Origin of the sequence: Rhodoplanes sp. SY1, assembly GCF_046000175.1 — a bacterium.
Classification (GTDB): Bacteria; Pseudomonadota; Alphaproteobacteria; order Rhizobiales; family Xanthobacteraceae; genus Rhodoplanes.
Window position 1 is genome coordinate 100,331 of sequence record NZ_JBEOMB010000011.1, and the last position, 19,424, is coordinate 119,754.

16 protein-coding genes are annotated in these 19,424 nt (G+C 69.1%); 8 read left to right on the top strand and 8 right to left on the bottom strand.

Translation table 11 applies throughout. The annotated features are described in order from the left end of the window. Nucleotides 1-209 precede the first annotated feature (209 nt). Nucleotides 210-2,231, bottom strand: a complete 2,022-nt coding sequence (locus ABTU92_RS04535) for an acetyl-CoA carboxylase biotin carboxylase subunit (RefSeq protein WP_408088080.1) — start codon at nucleotides 2,229-2,231, stop codon at nucleotides 210-212. Between the two features lie 315 nt (nucleotides 2,232-2,546). Then, on the bottom strand, nucleotides 2,547-3,131 hold the full coding sequence (locus tag ABTU92_RS04540) for a phasin family protein (protein WP_408088082.1): 585 nt from the start codon (nucleotides 3,129-3,131) through the stop codon (nucleotides 2,547-2,549). A 397-nt stretch (nucleotides 3,132-3,528) separates the two neighbouring features. Here ABTU92_RS04540 and aroQ point away from each other — a divergent pair, with 397 nt between their 5' ends. From aroQ to accC, 3 genes are read left to right on the top strand one after another with little or no spacing between them, the layout of a single operon-like run. After that, nucleotides 3,529-3,984, top strand: a complete 456-nt coding sequence (gene aroQ / locus ABTU92_RS04545; RefSeq protein WP_408088084.1) for a type II 3-dehydroquinate dehydratase — start codon at nucleotides 3,529-3,531, stop codon at nucleotides 3,982-3,984. Then, nucleotides 3,981-4,478 (top strand): acetyl-CoA carboxylase biotin carboxyl carrier protein, encoded by a 498-nt coding sequence (accB, locus tag ABTU92_RS04550; RefSeq protein WP_408088086.1) that lies wholly within the window; start codon nucleotides 3,981-3,983, stop codon nucleotides 4,476-4,478. Before aroQ ends, accB begins: the two co-directional genes overlap by 4 nt. A gap of 20 nt (nucleotides 4,479-4,498) precedes the next feature. Further along, nucleotides 4,499-5,851: an acetyl-CoA carboxylase biotin carboxylase subunit gene (gene accC, locus ABTU92_RS04555; RefSeq protein WP_408088088.1), complete on the top strand. Its 1,353-nt coding sequence runs from the start codon at nucleotides 4,499-4,501 to the stop codon at nucleotides 5,849-5,851. Between the two features lie 59 nt (nucleotides 5,852-5,910). On the opposite strand, the gene ABTU92_RS04560 is transcribed toward accC, so the two are convergent. Then, nucleotides 5,911-6,489 carry a TetR/AcrR family transcriptional regulator gene (locus ABTU92_RS04560; RefSeq protein ID WP_408088090.1) on the bottom strand — a complete coding sequence of 193 codons (579 nt, stop codon included), beginning with the start codon at nucleotides 6,487-6,489 and terminating at the stop codon, nucleotides 5,911-5,913. Nucleotides 6,490-6,572: 83 nt separating this feature from the next. Between ABTU92_RS04560 and ABTU92_RS04565 the strand changes: the two genes are divergently transcribed. After that, nucleotides 6,573-7,397 carry a crotonase/enoyl-CoA hydratase family protein gene (locus ABTU92_RS04565; protein ID WP_408088092.1) on the top strand — a complete coding sequence of 275 codons (825 nt, stop codon included), beginning with the start codon at nucleotides 6,573-6,575 and terminating at the stop codon, nucleotides 7,395-7,397. 142 nt (nucleotides 7,398-7,539) lie between these two features. Here ABTU92_RS04565 and ABTU92_RS04570 read toward each other — a convergent pair whose 3' ends face one another. Further along, nucleotides 7,540-7,926: a response regulator gene (locus ABTU92_RS04570; protein ID WP_408088094.1), complete on the bottom strand. Its 387-nt coding sequence runs from the start codon at nucleotides 7,924-7,926 to the stop codon at nucleotides 7,540-7,542. A gap of 430 nt (nucleotides 7,927-8,356) precedes the next feature. On the opposite strand from ABTU92_RS04570, the gene aat reads away from it, so the two are divergent. Next, a complete protein-coding gene (aat, locus tag ABTU92_RS04575) occupies nucleotides 8,357-9,070 on the top strand; it encodes a leucyl/phenylalanyl-tRNA--protein transferase (protein ID WP_408088095.1) in 714 nt (237 codons plus the stop codon). 157 nt (nucleotides 9,071-9,227) lie between these two features. On the opposite strand, the gene ABTU92_RS04580 is transcribed toward aat, so the two are convergent. From ABTU92_RS04580 to ABTU92_RS04590, 3 genes are all read right to left on the bottom strand, one after another. Continuing rightward, the gene (locus ABTU92_RS04580) at nucleotides 9,228-10,307 is read right to left on the bottom strand and encodes a methyl-accepting chemotaxis protein (protein ID WP_408088097.1); all 1,080 of its coding nucleotides are present in this window, start codon (nucleotides 10,305-10,307) and stop codon (nucleotides 9,228-9,230) included. A 214-nt stretch (nucleotides 10,308-10,521) separates the two neighbouring features. Further along, the gene (locus ABTU92_RS04585) at nucleotides 10,522-11,454 is read right to left on the bottom strand and encodes a DUF2155 domain-containing protein (protein ID WP_408088099.1); all 933 of its coding nucleotides are present in this window, start codon (nucleotides 11,452-11,454) and stop codon (nucleotides 10,522-10,524) included. Nucleotides 11,455-11,704: 250 nt separating this feature from the next. Beyond that, a complete protein-coding gene (locus ABTU92_RS04590; protein ID WP_408088101.1) occupies nucleotides 11,705-12,121 on the bottom strand; it encodes an NADH:ubiquinone oxidoreductase subunit NDUFA12 in 417 nt (138 codons plus the stop codon). A 225-nt stretch (nucleotides 12,122-12,346) separates the two neighbouring features. Between ABTU92_RS04590 and ABTU92_RS04595 the strand changes: the two genes are divergently transcribed. From ABTU92_RS04595 to ABTU92_RS04605, 3 genes are all read left to right on the top strand, one after another. Next, nucleotides 12,347-13,561: a mechanosensitive ion channel family protein gene (locus ABTU92_RS04595; protein ID WP_408088103.1), complete on the top strand. Its 1,215-nt coding sequence runs from the start codon at nucleotides 12,347-12,349 to the stop codon at nucleotides 13,559-13,561. A 708-nt stretch (nucleotides 13,562-14,269) separates the two neighbouring features. Beyond that, nucleotides 14,270-18,082: a vitamin B12-dependent ribonucleotide reductase gene (locus ABTU92_RS04600; RefSeq protein WP_408088105.1), complete on the top strand. Its 3,813-nt coding sequence runs from the start codon at nucleotides 14,270-14,272 to the stop codon at nucleotides 18,080-18,082. Between the two features lie 128 nt (nucleotides 18,083-18,210). Further along, complete coding sequence (locus ABTU92_RS04605) at nucleotides 18,211-18,834, top strand: ImmA/IrrE family metallo-endopeptidase (protein WP_408088107.1); 624 nt, start codon at nucleotides 18,211-18,213, stop codon at nucleotides 18,832-18,834. A gap of 256 nt (nucleotides 18,835-19,090) precedes the next feature. Here the strand turns inward: ABTU92_RS04605 and ABTU92_RS04610 are convergent. After that, nucleotides 19,091-19,424, bottom strand: a 334-nt coding sequence (locus ABTU92_RS04610; protein WP_408088109.1) for a winged helix-turn-helix transcriptional regulator, incomplete at its 5' end; no start/stop codon positions are given.

Sequence of the window (19,424 nt, forward strand, 5' to 3'; positions counted from 1 at the left end):
CGGGGATCCAGGGGCCGCGTGCCGTGTCGCCCCCTCGGTCCCCGCCTTCGCGGGGACGAACGGACATCGGCTCCGGGTCATCGGACCCGACAACCGCTCCACGATCACCCAGTCATTCTGAGCGATCGGCGACGGACCTGACAAGGTGATCCAGCACCGCCACGCCGCCCCGCGGCGCGACGTCGCGGGCGAGCGCGCCGTGCCGCGGATCAGGCGAACTCCAGGATCACGGCGTCGACCGGCAGGCTGTCGCCTTTCTTGGCGTGAACCTTGGCGACCGTGCCGTCGCGCTCGGCGCGCAGCACGTTCTCCATCTTCATCGCCTCGATCACCGCGAGAGTCTCGCCGGCCTTGATGTCCTGCCCGGCCGTCACCTCGACCGAGATGACGAGGCCCGGCATCGGGCACAGTACCCGCTTGCCGGTGTCGGTCTTCGCCTTCTCGGGCATCAGGCGGATCGCGAAGGCCTCCCACGGCTTGTAGACGTAGACCTTCACCTCGATGCCGTGGTGGGTCATCAGATGGCCGTTCGGGATGTCGCGCACCTGCACGGCGATCGGCTCGTCGTCGATGACGCCGAGCCACAGCGCGTCACCGGGCTTCCAGGTCGATTCGGTGTAGCGCTTGCGGCCGCGCTTGCCGCCCTCGATGAAGTGGACGTCGATGCCGTTGCCCTCGCGCTCGACCTCGAGCTCGACCTCCTGGTCGCCGACCAGCACGATGCGGCGACGGTCGCCGGGCACGTGCGGGTGCTTCATCTGACCCGAGATCTTGCGCTTGCGCTCGGTGGTCTGGAACTCCATCACGGCCGCCACCGCGGCCATGATCTTGGCGCGGTCGCCGGAGGCCGGCAGCGGATGGAAGCCGTCCGGCCACTCCTCGGCGATGAACCGGGTGGAGAGCCGCCCGGCGCGCCAGCGCTCGTGCTGCATCAGCGTCGAGAGGAACGGGATGTTGTGGCGGATGCCCTCGACATAGAAGCTGTCGAGCGCCCGCGCCTGCGCATCGATGGCCGCGATGCGCGTGTCCGCGTGGGTGATCAGCTTGGCGATCAGCGGATCGTAGTAGAGCGAGATCTCGCCACCCTCGTAGACGCCGGTGTCGACCCGCACCGTCACCGGGTCGAACGCGCTGCCGGTCCGCTCGACCGGGGCGCGGAAGCGCACCACGCGGCCGATCGACGGCAGGAAATTCCGCGAGGGATCTTCCGCATAGACGCGGCTTTCCACGGCCCAGCCGGAGATCTGGATGTCGCTCTGCTTCAGCTGCAGCGGCTCGCCGGCGGCGACCCGGATCATCTGCTCGACGAGATCGACCCCGGTGATCAGCTCGGTGACCGGATGCTCGACCTGGAGGCGGGTGTTCATCTCCAGGAAGTAGAAGCTCTTGTCCTGCCCGGCGACGAACTCGACCGTACCGGCGGAATCGTAGCCCACCGCCTTGGCCAGCGCGACCGCCTGGGCCCCCATCTTCTCGCGCGTCTCGGCATCGAGGAGAGGCGACGGCGCCTCCTCGACGACCTTCTGGTTGCGGCGCTGGATCGAGCATTCGCGCTCGCCGAGATGGATGACGTTGCCGTGCTTGTCGCCGAGCACCTGGATCTCGACGTGGCGCGGGTCGACGATGAACTTCTCGATGAAGACGCGATCGTCGCCGAAGGCCGACTTCGCCTCCGACTTGGAGCGGTTGAAGCCCTCGGCCACCTCGGAGCGGTCGTAGGCGATGCGCATGCCCTTGCCGCCGCCGCCGGCAGAGGCCTTGATCATCACCGGATAGCCGATCTCCTCGGCGATCCGCACCGCGTGCGCGTCGTCCTCGATGACGCCGAGGAAGCCCGGCACGGTCGACACGCCGGCCGACGCCGCCGCCTTCTTGGATTCGATCTTGTCGCCCATCGCCGCGATGGCGCGGACGTTCGGGCCGATGAACACGATGCCGGCCTCGGCGAGCGCCGCCGCGAAGGCCTCGCGCTCGGACAGGAAGCCGTAGCCGGGATGCACCGCCTCGGCGCCGGTCTCCCGGCAGGCGGCGACGATCTTCTCGATGACCAGATAGCTCTGCGCCGCCGGCGGCGGGCCGATATGGACCGCCGTGTCGGCCATCTCGACGTGGAGCGCGTCCTTGTCGGCGTCGGAGAAGACCGCGACGGTCTCGATGCCCATCCGACGCGCCGTCTTGATGACCCGGCACGCGATCTCGCCGCGGTTGGCGATCAGGATCCGCTTGAACATGGTGTTACGCTATCCGCATCGGAAAAAAACGAGGTGTAAAGAAGCCCCTCACGTTCCAGCCGCACCGCAAAAAAGTCAACGGTCTTACCACCGCCGGCGGGTGCGCCGATGGTCCTATGGACGCGATGACGCATCCGGGGGAGCCGAATCCGCGCCTGCGGCGCCTGCCGTGTGACACGGCCGCCGCACCCGGGCCGAACGGAGCGCGAACGCAACCGGACGACGCGCGCCGGGACGACTCGCCTCCGCGCGGCGCGGCCGGTGGATCGTCCGGCCTCGCCCGCGGCGATCGATGAGCCCGGCCGGTGCCGCCGGTCAGGTCTTGGGCGGCGTGAACAGCTTGGCGAACCCTTCGAACGGGCTGGTGAAGCCCTCGAACGGGTTGCTGTTCCAGGCCGAGAACTTCTGGGTGAGCATGCCGAGCTCGGTCGACTGCGCGGTGAGCGCCTCGAACTGCTTGCGGGCATGGCTGGTCGACAGCTCGACCAGCTCGGACGGCGTCTTCACGGCGGTGAGATCCTCGGCGAAATCGAGGGCCGAGTTGATGTTCGCCTTCATGAACGCGAACATCTTCTGGCGATACTCGTCGGCCGCCGTCGCCGCCGCCGCGACCTCCTGGGGCGCCGGCCCGCCGTCGCGCGACACCATCGACGCGATATCGGCGGGCGTCTTCAGCGCGGCGAGATTGGCGGCGTAGTCGAGCGCGGCGTTCAGGTTGCCGCGCATGTAGTCGAACACCTTGGCCCGGTAATCTTCGGTCACCTGGGCGGCGGCGGATACGTCGTAGCCCATCTTTTCCATTGCATCCTCGGTCTGAATGATCGCCTGGTCGACGGTCTTCTTGAAGTCCTCGATCGCCTGGTCGGCGAAATCCGGTCCATGGTCGGTCTGGTCGTGCATGCCAAAAGTCCTTCGAGCAAGTCCTACGCGAAACAACGAGCGAGAGATACGCGAGAAACAATACGGGGGCACGTCAGGGGCCCGGCCCACGGCCGGAAACGCCGACCGGACCGGCGGACCAGCCCGCCACGATCCGGTCCCCACAGTGTAACGTCTTTGTATCGACGGGAAAGGCGGAAAAGTTCCCGCCCCGGTAAGGCGACTCCTCTCCCCTCCGGCCCGCCGGAACCCGTCCGCGCGGACGGGTCGGCCCGTTCCGCGGTGCGTCAGGGCTCGTCCGGACGGTGGTGTCGACACTTCCCCTTCCGGCCCGGCGCCCCTATAAGACGGTCCGCCGGACGCGAGCCGGGCACCCCGAAACCGTGATCCGGGTGCGCTCCGACCCCGGTGGACGTTCATGAAGCCCACCGTCTACGTCATCAACGGTCCGAACCTGAACCTGCTCGGCAACCGCGAGCCGGAGAAGTACGGCCGCGCGACGCTGGCCGACGTCGAGGCCCTGTGCCGGACGGCCGGAGAGCGCCACGGGTTCGAGATCGTGTTCCGCCAGTCCAACCACGAGGGCGAGCTCGTCTCCTGGATCCAGGAGGCCGGCCGCGCCGGCGCCGCCGGGATCGTCCTCAACGCCGCCGCCTACACGCACACCTCGGTCGCCATCCTGGACGCGATCGCGGCGATCACCCTCCCGGTGATCGAGGTGCATCTCACCAACATCCACGCCCGCGAGCCCTTCCGCCGGACGTCCTACGTGTCGCAGGTCGCCAAGGGGGTGATCTGCGGACTCGGTCCGCAGGGCTACGGGCTCGCCATCGCGGGCCTCGCGGGCCTCGCAGGTCAGGAGACGAGAACGTGACAGCCGCCGACAACGACACGCCGGAGCCGGCGACCGGCATCAGCGCCGTCAACGAGGAGATCGTGCGCACCCTGGCGCGCCTCCTCGGCGAGACCAACCTCACCGAGATCGAGATCGAGCACGGCGGCCTGCGGGTCCGCGTCGCCCGCCAGGTCACCGCCGTCCACGCCGTCGCGGCGCCGGTCCAGGCGGCGCCGGCCGCCAGCGCCGTCCCGGGCCTCTACGCGGTCGCCGACGGGCCGATGGATCCGTCCAAGCATCCGGGCGTCGTCACCTCGCCGATGGTCGGCACCGCCTACATGGCGCCCGAGCCCGAGGCGCGGCCCTTCGTCGACGTCGGCACCCAGGTGAAGGCCGGCGAGACCGTGCTGATCATCGAGGCGATGAAGACCATGAACCAGATCCCGGCGCCGCGCTCCGGGACGGTGACGCAGATCCTCGTCGAGGACGGCCAGCCGGTCGAGTTCGGCGAGCCCCTCATGATCATCGAATGACGCGGGCCCCGAGGACCGCGATGTTCGAGAAAATCCTGATCGCCAATCGCGGAGAGATCGCGCTCCGCATTCTTCGCGCGTGCAAGGACCTGGGCATCGCGACCGTCGCGGTGCACTCGACGGCCGACGCCGACGCCATGCATGTGCGGCTCGCCGACGAGAGCGTTTGCATCGGCCCGCCGCCCGCCAAGGACAGTTACCTCAACATCCCGGCGCTGCTCGCCGCCTGCGAGATCACGGGCGCCGACGCGGTGCATCCGGGCTACGGCTTTCTGTCGGAGAATGCCCGCTTCGCCGAGATCCTCGAGGAGCACGGGCTGCACTTCATCGGCCCGAAGCCCGCCCATATCCGCCTGATGGGCGACAAGATCGAGGCGAAGCGCACGGCCAGGCGCCTCGGCATTCCATGCGTGCCGGGCTCCGACGGCGCCATCGGGTCCGACGAGGAGGCGAAGGCCGTCGCGGCCGAGACCGGCTATCCGGTGCTCGTCAAGGCGGCGGCCGGCGGCGGCGGCCGCGGCATGAAGGTCGCCCGCTCGGAGGCCGACCTGCGGATCGCGCTCGCCACGGCGCGGGCCGAGTCGAAGGCCGCCTTCGGCGACGACTCGCTCTACATGGAGAAGTACCTCGAGCAGCCGCGCCACATCGAGTTCCAGGTGCTCGGCGACGGCGAAGGGCGCGCCATTCATCTCGGCGAGCGCGACTGCTCGCTGCAGCGGCGCCACCAGAAGATCTGGGAGGAGAGCCCCTCCCCGGCCCTCAATGCCGAGGCCCGCGTGCGGATCGGCGACATCGTCGCCAAGGCGATGCAGGAGCTCCAGTATCTCGGCGTCGGGACGATCGAGTTCCTGTACGAGAACGGCGAGTTCTACTTCATCGAGATGAACACCCGCATCCAGGTCGAGCACCCGGTGACGGAGGCGATCACCGACATCGACCTGATCCTCGAGCAGATCCGCGTCGCCGCCGGCGCCGGCATGACGCTGCGCCAGGAGGACGTGACCTATCACGGCCACGCCATCGAGTGCCGGATCAACGCCGAGAACCCGATCTCCTTCCGGCCGTCGCCGGGCAAGATCCGCCACTACCATCCGCCCGGCGGCATGGGCGTGCGGGTCGATTCGGCGGCCTATCAGGGCTACGTGATCCCGCCCTATTACGACTCGCTGCTCGGCAAGCTGATCGTCCACGGCAAGACGCGGGCCGAGTGCCTGATGCGGCTGCGCCGCGCCATCGACGAGTTCGTCGTCGACGGCATCGAGACCACCCTGCCCCTGTTCCGCGCCCTGGTGCGCGACAAGGACATCCTCGACGGCAGCTACCACATCCACTGGCTCGAGCAGTTTTTGGCCAAGGGCGCCGTGGAGGAGTGATCCGCCGCGGACCGTGAGGGGTCGGCGGCTGCGCGCGTCCGCTACGCACCGGGCCACCGTCAGCGAACCCGCGCCGCGGCGATCAGGGCGACGGCGGCGTCGCCGGCCGTCTCCATCCAGCTCGGATCGCGGTGCAGGAGCACGACCGCGAAGGCGCCGTCGATCAGCAGCATGATCTGGCGAGCGAGCGCGCCCGCCGTGACGATGCCGTCCGTCGAAAACACCTCGGCGAGCCACGCCTCGACGCGCTTCTTGTGGGCGATGCCGGTCTTGATCGCCGGATGGCCGGGCAGATCGGCATACTCGACCGAGGTGCGCAGGAAGCCGCAGCCGCGCCACTTGGGATGCCGGGCCGCCTCGGCGAGGCCCTCGAAGACCGCCCGGATCTTCGCGTCGACCGTCCCCTCGGCCTCGTCGAACCAGCGGCGGAACGCCGCGAGGTTCTGCGGGTCGCGCGCTTCCAGATAGGCGCCGACCAGATCGTCCTTGCTGCGGAAGTGATAGTACAGCGTCTTCTTGGTGACGCCGGCCTTCTCGGCGATCTCGTCGAGGCTGACGGCGCGGATGCCGGCGCCGTAGAACAGCCGTGTCGCGGCGGCGAGGATTTTTTCGCGGGTCGGCTCGGGAGCGCGTGGCATGCCCGCAAGGTATACTCACCAGTGAATATACACAACGCGGCCGCCTCCCTACCCTCCTCGCGTCCGACACGAGGAGACGACCGATGCCCAGCCCGACCGCCGCCGCGCCCATCCGTTCCGCCGCCCCCGTCCGCCTCGCCGTGCAGGACGACATCGCCACCCTGACGCTCGACCGTCCCGACAAGCTCAACGCGCTCGACTACGCGACCATCGACCGCCTGATGGCGCATCTCGACGCGATCGAGGTGGACGACGCGGTCCGGGTCGTGATCCTCACCGGGGCCGGCGACCGCGCCTTCTCGGCCGGCGGCGACATCCGCGAGTTCTCCGGCAGCGTCGCGCGCGGGCCGAACGCCGCGGTGCGCGACTTCGTGCGCCGCGGCCAGGCCATGACGGCGCGCATCGAGGGCTTCCCGAAGCCCGTGATCGTCGCCGTCAACGGCCTCGCCTTCGGGGGCGGCTGCGAGATCACCGAGGCCGCGCCGCTCGCCATCGCCAGCGACCGCGCCCTCTTCGCCAAGCCGGAGATCCTGCTCGGCATGCCGCCGACCTTCGGCGGAACGCAGCGGCTCGCGCGGCTCGCCGGGCGCAAGAAGGCGCTGGCGCTCCTCCTCACCGGCACCCGCTTCACGGCCGATCAGGCGCTGGCGCTCGGGCTCGTCAACGCGGTCGTCCCGCACGACACCTTGATGCCGGCCGCCCGCGAGCTCGCCGGCCTGATCGCACGGCAGTCGCCGCTCGCCGTCGCGGCGATCCTGGCGGCCGTGACGCGCGGCCTGAACATGAGCATCGCGGACGGGCTTCTCGCCGAGAGCGAGCAGTTCGCCCGGCTGGTGCCGAGCCGGGATCTCGCCGAGGGCCTCGCCGCCTGGCGCGAACGCCGCGAGCCGGTCTTCGAGGGGCGTTGAGACGGGTCGCGCGGCACGACCGCGGTCCGACCAGAAAAGAAAAACCGGACCCGACGGGAGGTTCGTCGGGTCCGGTCAGTCGAGGCTTCAGATCGAGGCTTCAGTCCGTGGCTTCTGGGCGATGGTCAGTGGGCGATGGGACTCACTGCGGCGCCAGCGTCGCCAGCATGGCGCAGACGTCCTTGGGGGCGTACGGCTTGGGAACGAAGGTCGAGCCCGGCACCGGGTCGGAGATGCCCTTGAGGGTGCCGGAGGCGTAGAGCACGGCGAGATCGGGGCGCAGCTCGCGCGCCATCCGGGCGAGCCGGGTGCCGTCGACCTCGCCCTCGATGTTGATGTCGGTGAACAGCACGTCGACCGGGGTGCCATCCTCGAGCACCTGCAGCGCGTCGCCGGCATTAGTGGCGACGTAGACTTCGAAGCCCTGCTCCACCATGGCGTCCTCGATCATCATCGAGATCAGGACCTCGTCCTCCACCAGGAGGATGCGCGGCGGTCGACTGCGAGAAGCACCGATACTCGTGGCCATTCCCCGACTCCTGCGACTCGCCCGACCGGGACGATTTGATTCAATTTGTATTAAAAGCTTACGTTTTCAGAGGTTACCGAGGCGTTAACACGCTCCCGCGCTGGTCTTCACGAACCGGTGAGGCACGGTGCGCGGGTATGGAACGACCACCTTCGCCAGCGTGACTCCGGCGGCCGATGTCAGAGTCATGCGTGAGCAGCGATCGCACTGCGGTGCTGCGCGACCGCGCGGGTGATTTGCTTCGGACCCGGCCGAGAGGCTAAAAGCCGAGCGAGGTCCGCGATCGCGCCGGGCGTCGCGTGCCCGGCGTGGCCCGGCGGACGACGCGGAGCGAACGTATGGACGAGCCGCCCCGGCGACGGTGGCCGGGCCGTCCGGGCGCAAGCCGCCGGGCGGCACCACGCGAGATCAGAAAGCAGACAGATCGTTCATGGCTCGTCGCGACTCCGCATCGGTGGAGATCACCCCCGAGGTGCTGCTGAAGGCCTATGCCTGCGGCATCTTTCCGATGGCCGAGAGCGCCGAGGATCCGGCCCTCTACTGGATCGAGCCCGAGCAGCGCGGCGTCATCCCGCTGGAGGGCCTGCAGGTGACGTCGCGGCTCGCCCGCACGATCCGCTCGGAGCGGTTCACCGTGGTGGCCGATCGCGACTTCGAGGCGGTGATCGACGGCTGCGCCGAGCCGGCGCCGGGGCGCACCCGCACCTGGATCAACACGCGGATCCGGAAGCTCTACGGGCGGCTGTTCGAGATCGGCCGGGCCCACACGGTCGAGGTCTACGACGGCGACGCGCTGGTCGGCGGGCTCTACGGGGTCAGTCTCGGCTGCGCCTTCTTCGGCGAGAGCATGTTCCACCGCGAGCGCGACGCCTCGAAGGTGGCGCTCGTGCATCTCGTGGCGCGGCTGCGCGCCGGCGGCTTCCGGCTGCTCGACACCCAGTTCGTCACCGACCATCTGCGCCGCTTCGGCGCCGTCGAGGTGTCGCGACGCGCCTACCACAAGCTGCTCGCCGCCGCGCTGGTCGGCGAGGCGGACTTTGCGGCCCTGCCCGTCGACGTGCCGATCCCGGGGGCGCAGGTGATGGAGCTGGTGCGCGCCGCACCCGGCACCGCGGCGCCCCTGCCCGGCCCGGGCTCGCTCTAGAGCAGTTTTTCGGTTGTCACGGATCGGCCCCGATTTCCGCTCCTCCCCGCGAAGGCGGCGACCCAGGGGCCGCACATGACGCCCTGGATTCCCGCTTCCGCGGGAATGCGCGGAGTGTGGGTCGACGTCAGCGAAAACCTCTGTAGCCGGGCTCGCGCTAGCCGGCCTTGCGGACGATGACGCCGTACCAGCCGAGGCCCTTGTAGGTCTCGTAGCCGGGCGTCGCGTGGAAGGCGACGAGCGCGCCGGACGGATCGTGGAAGCAGCCGGAGCGGCGGCCGTCGGTCTTCAGCGGCAGATGCTCGGCGAGAATCCCGGCGCCGTCGGAGGCGGCGATCACCCGCAGGCGGCGATCGACCAGCAGCACCCGAACGCGCGCGTCGTCGCCGACCCGCACGCCGGACACGATGGCGCGGGCCTGCGGCTCCCAGTCGAAATGAATGGCGAGGATGCCGAGGATCTTGCCGTCGGTGCGGCCGCCCTCGCGCACCGTCGCGCAATAGGTCGCGACCTGGGCGTCGCCGAGCTTGGGCTGGCGCTCGATGTCGCCGGCGACGTAGTCGTCGCCGGAGCGCAGCGCCCGCGCCTCGCGGAACCACGACTCGGTCGCGACGCTCGTGCCCTGCACGGCGAAGCGATCGGGGCGGCCGTTGGCGAGGACCGTGCCGTCGAGATCGCACAGCCACAGATCGAGATAGACCGTGTAGGCGGCGAGGATGACGCCGAGCCGCTCGGACGCGTAGGCGCGCGCCGCCGGGCTCGCCTCGGCCGCGCAGGACACGACCGCCGAGTCGGTCGCCCACCAGCGCACGTCGCAGGTGCGCTCGTACAGGTTCCGGTCGATCAGCTCGACGGCGTTGAGCGACAGGTCGACCATGCGGTCGGCCATCGACTGCTCGGTCATCTGGGCGATCGACGACATCAGCGCGCCGGTGCGCCGGGTGAGCTGGGTCTCGAGGTCGCCGGCGAGGGCGTCGATCTGCTGGCCGACCGCCCGCACCTCCTGGGCGACGACCGCGAAGCCGCGGCCGTGCTCGCCGGCCCGCGCGCTCTCGATCAGAGCGTTGAGAGCCAGCATCTTCATCTGGTTGGTGATCTGCTGGATCGCCCGGGTCTTGTCGCAGGCGATCCGGTTGACCTCGGCGGTGAGCGATTCGGTCAGGCCCGAGATGTCCGTCGTCGTCTCGGAGGGGCCGCCGTCGCGCAGGACGGCCGCCGACTGGTTCGATGGGGGCATGTCGAACACCGTCGAAAGCAGGCTGAACAAGGATTAGGAAAGCAATTAATCGGCCTAAGTCTTACGGATGAATTAAAAGACTGTCGACTGTACTGCCGATAGAATGAGCAGCACCGAATCGCGCCCAGGACATCGCGCCCAGGACATCGCGGCAAACACGTCGCAGCCAGCACGATCATGGCCGCGGGGCGACAGGCCGGCGGGGGGGGCGGCGTTACTGGACGCGCGGCGCGGCCGGGATCGCCTGCGCCGCCGGCGGCCGCGGCTGGCGCTGCTGACGCTGCTGCTGGCGTTGCGGCGGTGGCGCCGCGGCCGGCGGCGGCGCGGGAGGCGGCGCCTCGGCGACATTGGCAGCGCCTTTGCAGTCCGACAGCCACACGTCGTAGATCGAGTGCTCGACGCCGTGCAGGCCCGGGCTCGCCGCGAACATCCAGCCACGGAACAGCTTCTTCACCTCGCCCTGGAGCGTCACCTCGTCGACCTCGACGAAGCCCGTGGTATTGGGCGCCTCCGTCGGTGGCCGGGTGTAGCAGGCGCGCGGGCGAACCTGGAGGGCGCCGTACTGCACGGTCTCGCCGAGCGACACCTCGAAGCGGGTGATGCGGCCCGTGATCTTGTCGAGGCCGGAGAAGATCGCGATCGGGTTCGGCACCTTCACGGTCGGCACCTCGGTGACGACCTCCTCGGGCAGCTGCGGGACGGCCGGTGCGGAGGCCGGGGGCGCAGCGCCGCCGGCCGGAGGCGGCGCGGTCGCGGTGGCGGGCCCGGTGCCCGGCGCCGCCGCAGGCGGCTGACCAGGCCGGGCCGCGCCGGCGGGCGGCGCCAACGGGGTCGGCCCGGGGGCCGGAGCCGTCGCGGCGCCGGACGGCGGCGCCAGCGGCTGCGATTCGATTCCCTGCGACCCGCCTCCGGGCAAGGCTCCGCGACGCTCAGGATAGGGCGGCGGCGCAGTGTCGAACCGGTCGGGCGGCAGCGGCGTGACGGGCTGCAGGGATCCGGGCGGCGGCAACGGCTCGCGACGGGTCGGGACCGAGGACGGCGGCCGCGGCGGCGGCTCGCCGAAGATCGAGCCGAACTGGGCGGCGGCCGGCGCCACCGTCACCAGAAGGCCGAGAAGAACGAGCGGCGCGCGCGCAAAACCTGACATGGATCTCGTCATCCGAAGCGGAATCCGAAGCGGGGGCGGCACGCCGGCGGCGCGCCGGAGCGGCGCGCTCGCGCGGCGGCGCGCTCGCGAGGAGGCGCAATTAACACGCGGATTGCGGCATCGGAAGGGAAACGAAACGGCTTTCGCGCCTGGAGTTTTCCCGGTGCGACCGAGCCCGGTGCGGCGGCGCGCGGAGCGACCGAGCGCGGCGCCGGCGATCCGGCTCCGACGGGCCGGTGCCCGGCGGACCTCAGCGCCCCGGCGTCCAGGCCTTGTAGTCGCCGGTCGCCGCCGGCCGGCGATTCTGGGCGAGCGTCGAGCCGGGCGGCCGCCAGGCGTTCGGCGTGCCGGTCAGGTTCGGCTTGTGCGGCTTCCACCACTCGCGCGGCGTCACGACTTCGGCGGTCGGCGGCACGTCGACGGTGTGATGGATCCAGCCGTGCCACTCGGGCGGGATGCGCGAGGGCTCGGCGAGCCCGTTGTAGATCACCCAGCGGCGCTCGAAGCCGAGCGCCGGGCTGATCCGCCCGCCCTTCTCCCGGTAGTACATGTTGCCCTGGTCGTCCTGGCCGACCAGCTCGCCGTGGCGCGCCGTCCACCACTGCGTCCCGAAGGTCTGGCCGTTCCACCACGTGAACACGCGCGTCAGGAAGGTCTTCAGGTCCATCGTCCACCTGCAAGGGCCGGAGGCTTTGCGCGTTTCTGCCACCCGGCTGCCGCGAAGTCCAGCCGGCCGCGGCCGGCACCGAGGCGTGATCGCGCCGCCCGACGCGACCTCCCGGGCACCCGCGCGGCCGCCCCGGAACCGCGTGGGAGACCGCCTGTTGACCTCCTATGCTGCGCTGCGGGAGCAGTCCCGCGCAGCCGCAGCCGAACCGAGAGGGAGGGCAGATTGGGTCTCATCGACAATCTGTTGGCGGCAATTCTGGAAGTCCTTTCGAAGGTGCCGGGCAGCGTCGTGGGGCTGGTCGTCCTGGCCGTGGCGGTCGTCGTCGTGCTCGCCCTGCATGCGCTGGTCGGCCGGCTGCTCCGCCGCATCTTCCGGGCGCGCCCGTTCGTGCTGACGCTGCTCGAGCGCAGCCGCGGCCCGACTCGCCTGGCGACCGTGATCTTCGTCGTCGCCGTGCTGCTGCCGGCCCTGCCGTTCGATTCGACCGCCGCCGACATCGCCGTGAAGCTGCTCGGCGTCGTCTTCGTCATGCTGCTCGGCTGGATCGCCATGATCGCGGTCGATCTCGGCGCCGCCTTCTACATGCGCGGCTACCGGAGCGAGGTGCCGAACGATCCGCTCGCCCGCAAGCACCTGACCCAGGTGCGGATCCTGCGCCGCGTCGCCGCCATCCTGGTGGTCGTGGTGACGGCCGCGGCGGCGCTGATGAACTTCGAGACGGTGCGGCAGTACGGTGTCAGCCTGTTCGCCTCGGCCGGCGCGGCGGGTCTCGTGGTCGGCCTCGCGGCGCGGCCCTTGTTCTCCAACCTGATCGCCGGCGTGCAGCTCGCCATGACCCAGCCGATCCGCCTCGGCGATGCCGTGATCGTCGAGGGGGAATGGGGCGAGATCGAAGAGATCACATCGACTTACGTGGTCGTGCGCATCTGGGATCTGCGCCGTCTCATCGTCCCGCTCACGTACTTCATCGAGAAGCCGTTCCAGAACTGGACCCGCGAGAACCCGGCGCTGTTCGGTGCCGTGATGCTCTATGTCGACTACGCCGTGCCGGTCGACCGGCTGCGGGCGAAGCTCGAGGAGGTCGCCAAGGGCTCGCCCCTGTGGGATGGCCGGGTCTGCGCCCTGCAGGTCACCGACGCGACCGAGCGCACCATGGAGCTGCGCGCCCTCGTCAGCGCCCGCACGGCCGGCGAAGCCTTCGACCTGCGCTGCGACGTGCGCGAAAGGATGATCGCTTTCCTGCGCGAGGCGCACCCCGAAGGGCTGCCGCATGTCCGGGCCGAGGTCGCCGGCCACCCGGACCCGGCGGCGCCGGCCCACTTCGTCGCGCCCGGTCGGACAGCCGACCCGACGCCGTCGGCCGGGCGGCGCTCTTTCCCGGCGCCCTCTCACGCGACGCCCGGCCGAGCCGCCCGGCCGGTCCGCGAGCCCGCCTGACCAGCGGCTCCCGCTCCCGAGTCGCCGGCGGCGACTCGGGGCCGCGCGGCCCGGCGGCCCCGACGCCCTCCCCCGGCACCGGCACCGGCCCGAAGCCTACCGAAATACCTTTGCGGGCTTGCACGGGCGCCGACCTTCCACACCCGATTTGGTGTCGCTGTGACGGCCGTGTGACACTGGTTGGGAGCAGCATCCTACCGAGCCGCATCCGGGTCCGTCCGAGGCTTTACAGAATCCGGACTGGATTCCAGAGGGTTGCCGAGCCGTTAAAATTATCCCCGGAATTCTTCCCCGCGCCCACCACATTTAGGGGATGATTCAGACTCTCACGCTAATCCTTGACTGCCTCGGCGGAGTCGGCCTAGCGTTCGGGCCCTGCGGCGCGGCTGGTACGACGTCCACGCCGGACGGATCCCTGAGGCTTGCGACAGACCTCCACCGGGGCCAATTGCCCTCGTGGACACCCTTTGTCGCGCCCACGCCTCACCCAACGGGGAGCCTTCCGGCCGACGTCGAACACGAGACCGGGACCGCGCGCGGATCACCGGCGAGTAGCGGGCGTTCAGTCGGAGCACGGAGCCGATGAGTGGGGTCGCGGGCCGTTCGGCACGCGACGACGAATGGGGTCGCGAGTCTTTCGGGTCGCGACGGGGATGACTTTCGGACGCGTCCGCACGGGGCGCGGCCGGGCAAGGCAAGAGGCCAGAGATGCGGATCGAGCGGCGCTACACCAAGGACGGGCAGTCTCCTTACGCGGACATTCCGTTCCGCCTGACCCAGAGCGAGATCCGCAACCCGGACGGCTCGGTGGTGTTCCGTGCCGACGCCGTCGAGGTGCCGGCCGCCTGGTCGCAGGTCGCCTCCGACGTGCTGGCCCAGAAGTATTTCCGCAAGGCGGGCGTGGCGGCGCGCTTGAAGAAGGTCGAGGAGGAGACGGTCCCGTCCTGGCTGTGGCGCTCGGCGCCGGACGAGGCGGCGCTGGCCGCCCTGCCCGAGAAGGAGCGGTTCGTCGGCGAGAGCTCGGCCCGGCAGGTGTTCGACCGGCTCGCCGGCACCTGGACCTACTGGGGCTGGAAGGGCGGCTATTTCGACGCCGAGGCGGACGCGCAGGCCTTCTTCGACGAGCTGCGCTACATGCTCGCGATGCAGATGGTGGCGCCGAACTCGCCGCAGTGGTTCAACACCGGCCTGCACTGGGCCTACGGCATCGACGGCCCGAGCCAGGGCCACCACTACGTCGACTTCAAGACCGGCAAACTGCACCGCTCCAAGTCGGCCTACGAGCACCCGCAGCCGCACGCCTGCTTCATCCAGTCGATCCAGGACGACCTCGTCAACGAGGGCGGGATCATGGATCTGTGGGTGCGCGAGGCGCGCCTGTTCAAGTACGGCTCCGGCACCGGCACGAACTTCTCCCGCCTGCGCGGCGAGGGCGAGAAACTCTCCGGCGGCGGCAAGTCGTCGGGCCTGATGAGCTTCCTCAAGATCGGCGACCGCGCAGCCGGCGCCATCAAGTCGGGCGGCACCACGCGCCGCGCCGCCAAGATGGTGATCGTCGACGTCGACCATCCCGACATCGAGAAGTACATCGACTGGAAGGTGACCGAGGAGCAGAAGGTCGCCGCGCTCGTCACCGGCTCGCGCATCGCCCAGCGCCATCTGCGCGCCGTGATGAAGGCCTGCGTCAACTGCCAGGGCTCCGGAGACGACTGCTTCACGCCGGAGAAGAACCCGGTCCTCAAGCGCGAGATCAAGGCCGCGCGGAAAAATCATGTGCCCGACAACGCGATCAAGCGGGTGATCCAGCTGGCGCGCCAGGGCTACAAGGACATCGAGTTCCCGATCTACGACACCGACTGGGACTCGGAGGCCTATCTCACCGTCTCGGGCCAGAACTCCAACAATTCGGTGCGGGTGACGGACGACTTCCTGAAGGCCGTCGAGTCCGATCGCGACTGGGACCTCACCTGGCGCACCAAGGGCAAGGTCGCCAAGACCGTGAAGGCGGCCGAGCTGTGGGAGAAGATCGCCAACGCCGCCTGGGCGTCGGCCGATCCGGGCCTGCAGTTCCACACCACCATCAACGACTGGCACACCTGCCCGGCCTCGGGGCCGATCCGCGCCTCGAACCCGTGCTCCGAGTACATGTTCCTCGACGACACGGCGTGCAATCTCGCCTCGATGAACCTTCTGACCTTCCGGCAGAAGGGTGACACGGCGGGCGCCTTCGCGTTCGACGTCGAGGGCTACGAGCACACCGTGCGGCTGTGGACCATCGTGCTCGAGATCTCTGTGCTGATGGCGCAGTTTCCGTCCAAGGAGATCGCCCAGCTCTCCTACGAGTACCGCACCCTCGGCCTCGGCTACGCCAATCTCGGCGGCCTGTTGATGTCGACCGGCATCCCGTATGATTCCGACGCGGGCCGGGCGATCTGCGGCGCGCTGTCGGCCATCATGACCGGCGTCTCTTACGCGACCTCGGCCGAGATGGCGTCGATCCTCGGCGCCTTCCCGGGCTACAAGAAGAACCGCGAGCACATGCTCCGCGTGGTGCGCAACCATCGCCGCGCCGCGCACGGCGAGAAGCACGCCTACGAGAAGCTGCAGACGCTGCCGATGCGGCTCGACCATCACGCCTGCCCGGACAAGCGGCTGGTCGACCACGCCATGCTGGCCTGGGACAAGGCGCTGACGCTCGGCACCGAGTACGGCTTCCGCAACGCCCAGGCGACCGTGATCGCGCCGACCGGCACGATCGGCCTGGTGATGGACTGCGACACCACCGGCATCGAGCCCGACTTCGCGCTGGTGAAGTTCAAGAAGCTCGCCGGCGGCGGCTACTTCAAGATCATCAACCGCGCCGTGCCCGAAGCCCTGCGGGCGTTGGGTTACACGGAAGCTCAGATCTCGGACATCGAGGCCTACGCGGTCGGCCGCGGCACGCTCGCCGACGCGCCCGGCATCAACCACAAGGCGCTCGAGGCGAAGGGCTTCACGCCCGACATCATCGCCAAGGTCGAGAAGGCGCTGCCGACGGCGTTCGACATCAAGTTCGCGTTCAACAAGTGGACGCTCGGCGAGGCCTTCTGCACCGACACGCTCGGCCTCTCGCCCGAGGAGCTCGCCAAGCCGTCCTTCGACATGCTGGGCGCGCTCGGCTTCACCAAGCGCGAGATCGAGGCCGCCAACGTGTTCGTCTGCGGCGCCATGACGGTCGAGGGCGCGCCGCATCTGAAGCCCGAGCACTATCCGGTGTTCGACTGCGCCAATGCCTGCGGCCGCAACGGCAAGCGCTTCCTCTCGGTCGAGAGCCACATCCGCATGATGGCGGCGGCCCAGCCGTTCATCTCGGGCGCCATCTCCAAGACCATCAACATGCCGAACGAGGCGACGGTCGAGGACTGCAAGGCGGCCTACATGCTGTCGTGGAAGCTCGCCCTCAAGGCGAACGCGCTCTATCGCGACGGCTCCAAGCTGTCGCAGCCGCTCTCCGCCCAGCTCGTCGCCGACGACGAGGAGGACGACGATCACGACATCGACGCCTTCCTGGAGAAGCCGATGGCGGCGCGCGCCGCGGCGCTCTCGGAAAAGATCGTCGAGAAGGTGGTCGAGCGCATCGTGGTGATGCGCGAGCGCGAGAAGATGCCGGACCGCCGCAAGGGCTACACCCAGAAGGCCGTGGTCGGCGGCCACAAGGTCTATCTGCGCACCGGCGAGTACGACGACGGCCGGCTCGGCGAGATCTTCATCGACATGCACAAGGAGGGCGCCGCCCTTCGGTCGCTGTTGAACAACTTCGCCATCGCGGTGTCGCTCGGCCTGCAATACGGCGTGCCGCTGGAAGAGTATGTCGAGGCCTTCACGTTCACGCGCTTCGAGCCGTCCGGCCCGGTGCAGGGCAACGACTCGATCAAGTACGCGACCTCGATCCTCGACTACGTGTTCCGCGAGCTCGCGGTCTCCTACATGTCGCGCTTCGACCTCGCCCATGTCGACCCGTCGACCACGGGCGGCTTCGACGCGCTCGGCAAGGGCGTGAGCGAGGGCAAGATCGAGCCGAGCCCGGCCGCCAAGTACGTCTCGAAGGGCCTCACCCGCTCGCGCACCGACAAGCTCGTCGTCATGCCGGGCGGCCACGCCGGGCATGTCGCGGCCCCTGCCCCGGCGGGCGGCAGCCATGCCGACAACCGCGCCGCGGCCGCGCCGCCGACCGCACTGGCGGGCCACGCGCCGTCCAACGTCGCGCCCTTCGCCCGCGCGGGCGGCGGCGCCGCGGCGGCCCTGAAGGCGGAGCCCGCCGTGCGCACCGCGCTCGACGAACTGCCCTGGCAGGAGCCGACCCCGACCCAGAAGGCCGAGGCCCGCGCCGACGCCAAAGCCCACGCCGCCGAAAAGCGCGCCGAGGCCAAGGCCCAAGGCTACGAAGGCGAAGCCTGCGGCGAATGCGGCAATTTTACTTTGGTCCGCAACGGCACGTGCATGAAGTGCAACACGTGCGGAAGCACGACGGGGTGTTCGTGAGGGTTTGCACTAGTATTGTCGGCTGCCGAAGGCAGCCGACAATACATGCTGCTGATGAGTGAAGTCGGATTTTGGGAATCTCATGAGAGTAGCCAAACGCATGGAAAGTGCGACCAAGAGGCTTTCAAATGAAGCACCTGGAATTGGAAGACTACGAACGCAAAGCTCGCGACCTTCGACGCCGGTTAGATATTGACGAGCAGGTTCAGCCGGACCTGATCACGGTGCTTTTTAAACTCAAGCACTACGGACTCATCAAGAATTACGAGCGCGTCCCCGATTTTCTGCTACCGGAAGACGAAGCATATTGGGATCCCGATGAGCGAATTATTAAGCTCCGAGAGAGCGCTTTTTGCGGAGCCAATCAGCTTAATCCGAGTCCTCGCCCGCGATTCACTATCGCGCACGAACTCGGGCACATGAGCTTCAAGCACACGAAACTCCGCCACCGTAATGTTTCAGATCGAGCGATCAATAAAATTGCACCATCAATTAGAGCCGATGAAAGGCAGGCGAACGGCTTCGCGGCAGCGTTCCTAGCCCCAGCGCACCTTGTTGGAAATCCATTCCTGATCTCGGCTACAGAACTTTCGGTCCGCTTCAATCTCAGCATTCAGAATGCAGAGATTAGGATCGAAGAGCTGGAGCGAATGTACCGACGTGAGCATAAAATCGTTCGTCCACTCCCCACTTCGATTATAGAGTTTCTGCGGCGGGGTAAAAATGATGACCCTGGCTCGGGTCAATCATAGCCAGCGTAGCCCAGTTTCCTTGTAGCAAGCGTAACCCGGGTGCTTCGTAGCAAGCGTAGCCCGGAACGATCGTAGGGCGGAATAGCGAAGCGCATTCCGCCGATCTCGCGCCCGGACGGCGCAATACGCTGCGCTATTGCGCCCTACGAGGTGGCACGGCGCACATCGGCCGCACCTTTCACTCACCCCGACGGAGCGCCCGCGACATCCCGGGGGTCTTGCTCCGACGCCGGCCGCATCCCGGGTTTCGCTGCGCTCAGCCCGGGCGACGAGATCGCGAACCGCTCCGTAGGGTGGGCAAAGGCGCGGGACGCGCCGTGCCCACGCGGACCGACGTCGCGACGCACCGACGGCGTGGGCACGCTTCGCGCGGCGCCGCGGCGGCCGACGCGCCGTCGCGAAGCGCCGCCCAGGTCAGGAGCGCGTCGAGAGCGGGGCACAGGGCCTGGCCCCAGTCGGTGAGGCCGTATTCGACCTTGGGCGGCACCTGCGGGTGGACGGTGCGGCGCACGAGGCCGTCGCGCTCCATCTGGCGGAGCTGCTGGGCCAACATCTTCTGCGACACGGCCGGGATCGCCCGCTCCAGGTCG

Excerpts from the sequence above, each read along its gene's own strand:
- ABTU92_RS04580 (WP_408088097.1), bottom strand. The coding sequence starts at position 10,307 with ATGCCCCCATCGAACCAGTCGGCGGCCGTCCTGCGCGACGGCGGCCCC.
- ABTU92_RS04565 (WP_408088092.1), top strand. The coding sequence starts at position 6,573 with ATGCCCAGCCCGACCGCCGCCGCGCCCATCCGTTCCGCCGCCCCCGTC.
- ABTU92_RS04560 (WP_408088090.1), bottom strand. The coding sequence starts at position 6,489 with ATGCCACGCGCTCCCGAGCCGACCCGCGAAAAAATCCTCGCCGCCGCG.
- accC (WP_408088088.1), top strand. The coding sequence starts at position 4,499 with ATGTTCGAGAAAATCCTGATCGCCAATCGCGGAGAGATCGCGCTCCGC.
- ABTU92_RS04570 (WP_408088094.1), bottom strand. The coding sequence starts at position 7,926 with ATGGCCACGAGTATCGGTGCTTCTCGCAGTCGACCGCCGCGCATCCTC.
- aroQ (WP_408088084.1), top strand. The coding sequence starts at position 3,529 with ATGAAGCCCACCGTCTACGTCATCAACGGTCCGAACCTGAACCTGCTC.
- aat (WP_408088095.1), top strand. The coding sequence starts at position 8,357 with ATGGCTCGTCGCGACTCCGCATCGGTGGAGATCACCCCCGAGGTGCTG.
- ABTU92_RS04535 (WP_408088080.1), bottom strand. The coding sequence starts at position 2,231 with ATGTTCAAGCGGATCCTGATCGCCAACCGCGGCGAGATCGCGTGCCGG.
- ABTU92_RS04605 (WP_408088107.1), top strand. The coding sequence starts at position 18,211 with ATGAAGCACCTGGAATTGGAAGACTACGAACGCAAAGCTCGCGACCTT.
- ABTU92_RS04585 (WP_408088099.1), bottom strand. The coding sequence starts at position 11,454 with ATGTCAGGTTTTGCGCGCGCGCCGCTCGTTCTTCTCGGCCTTCTGGTG.
- ABTU92_RS04540 (WP_408088082.1), bottom strand. The coding sequence starts at position 3,131 with ATGCACGACCAGACCGACCATGGACCGGATTTCGCCGACCAGGCGATC.
- ABTU92_RS04600 (WP_408088105.1), top strand. The coding sequence starts at position 14,270 with ATGCGGATCGAGCGGCGCTACACCAAGGACGGGCAGTCTCCTTACGCG.
- ABTU92_RS04590 (WP_408088101.1), bottom strand. The coding sequence starts at position 12,121 with ATGGACCTGAAGACCTTCCTGACGCGCGTGTTCACGTGGTGGAACGGC.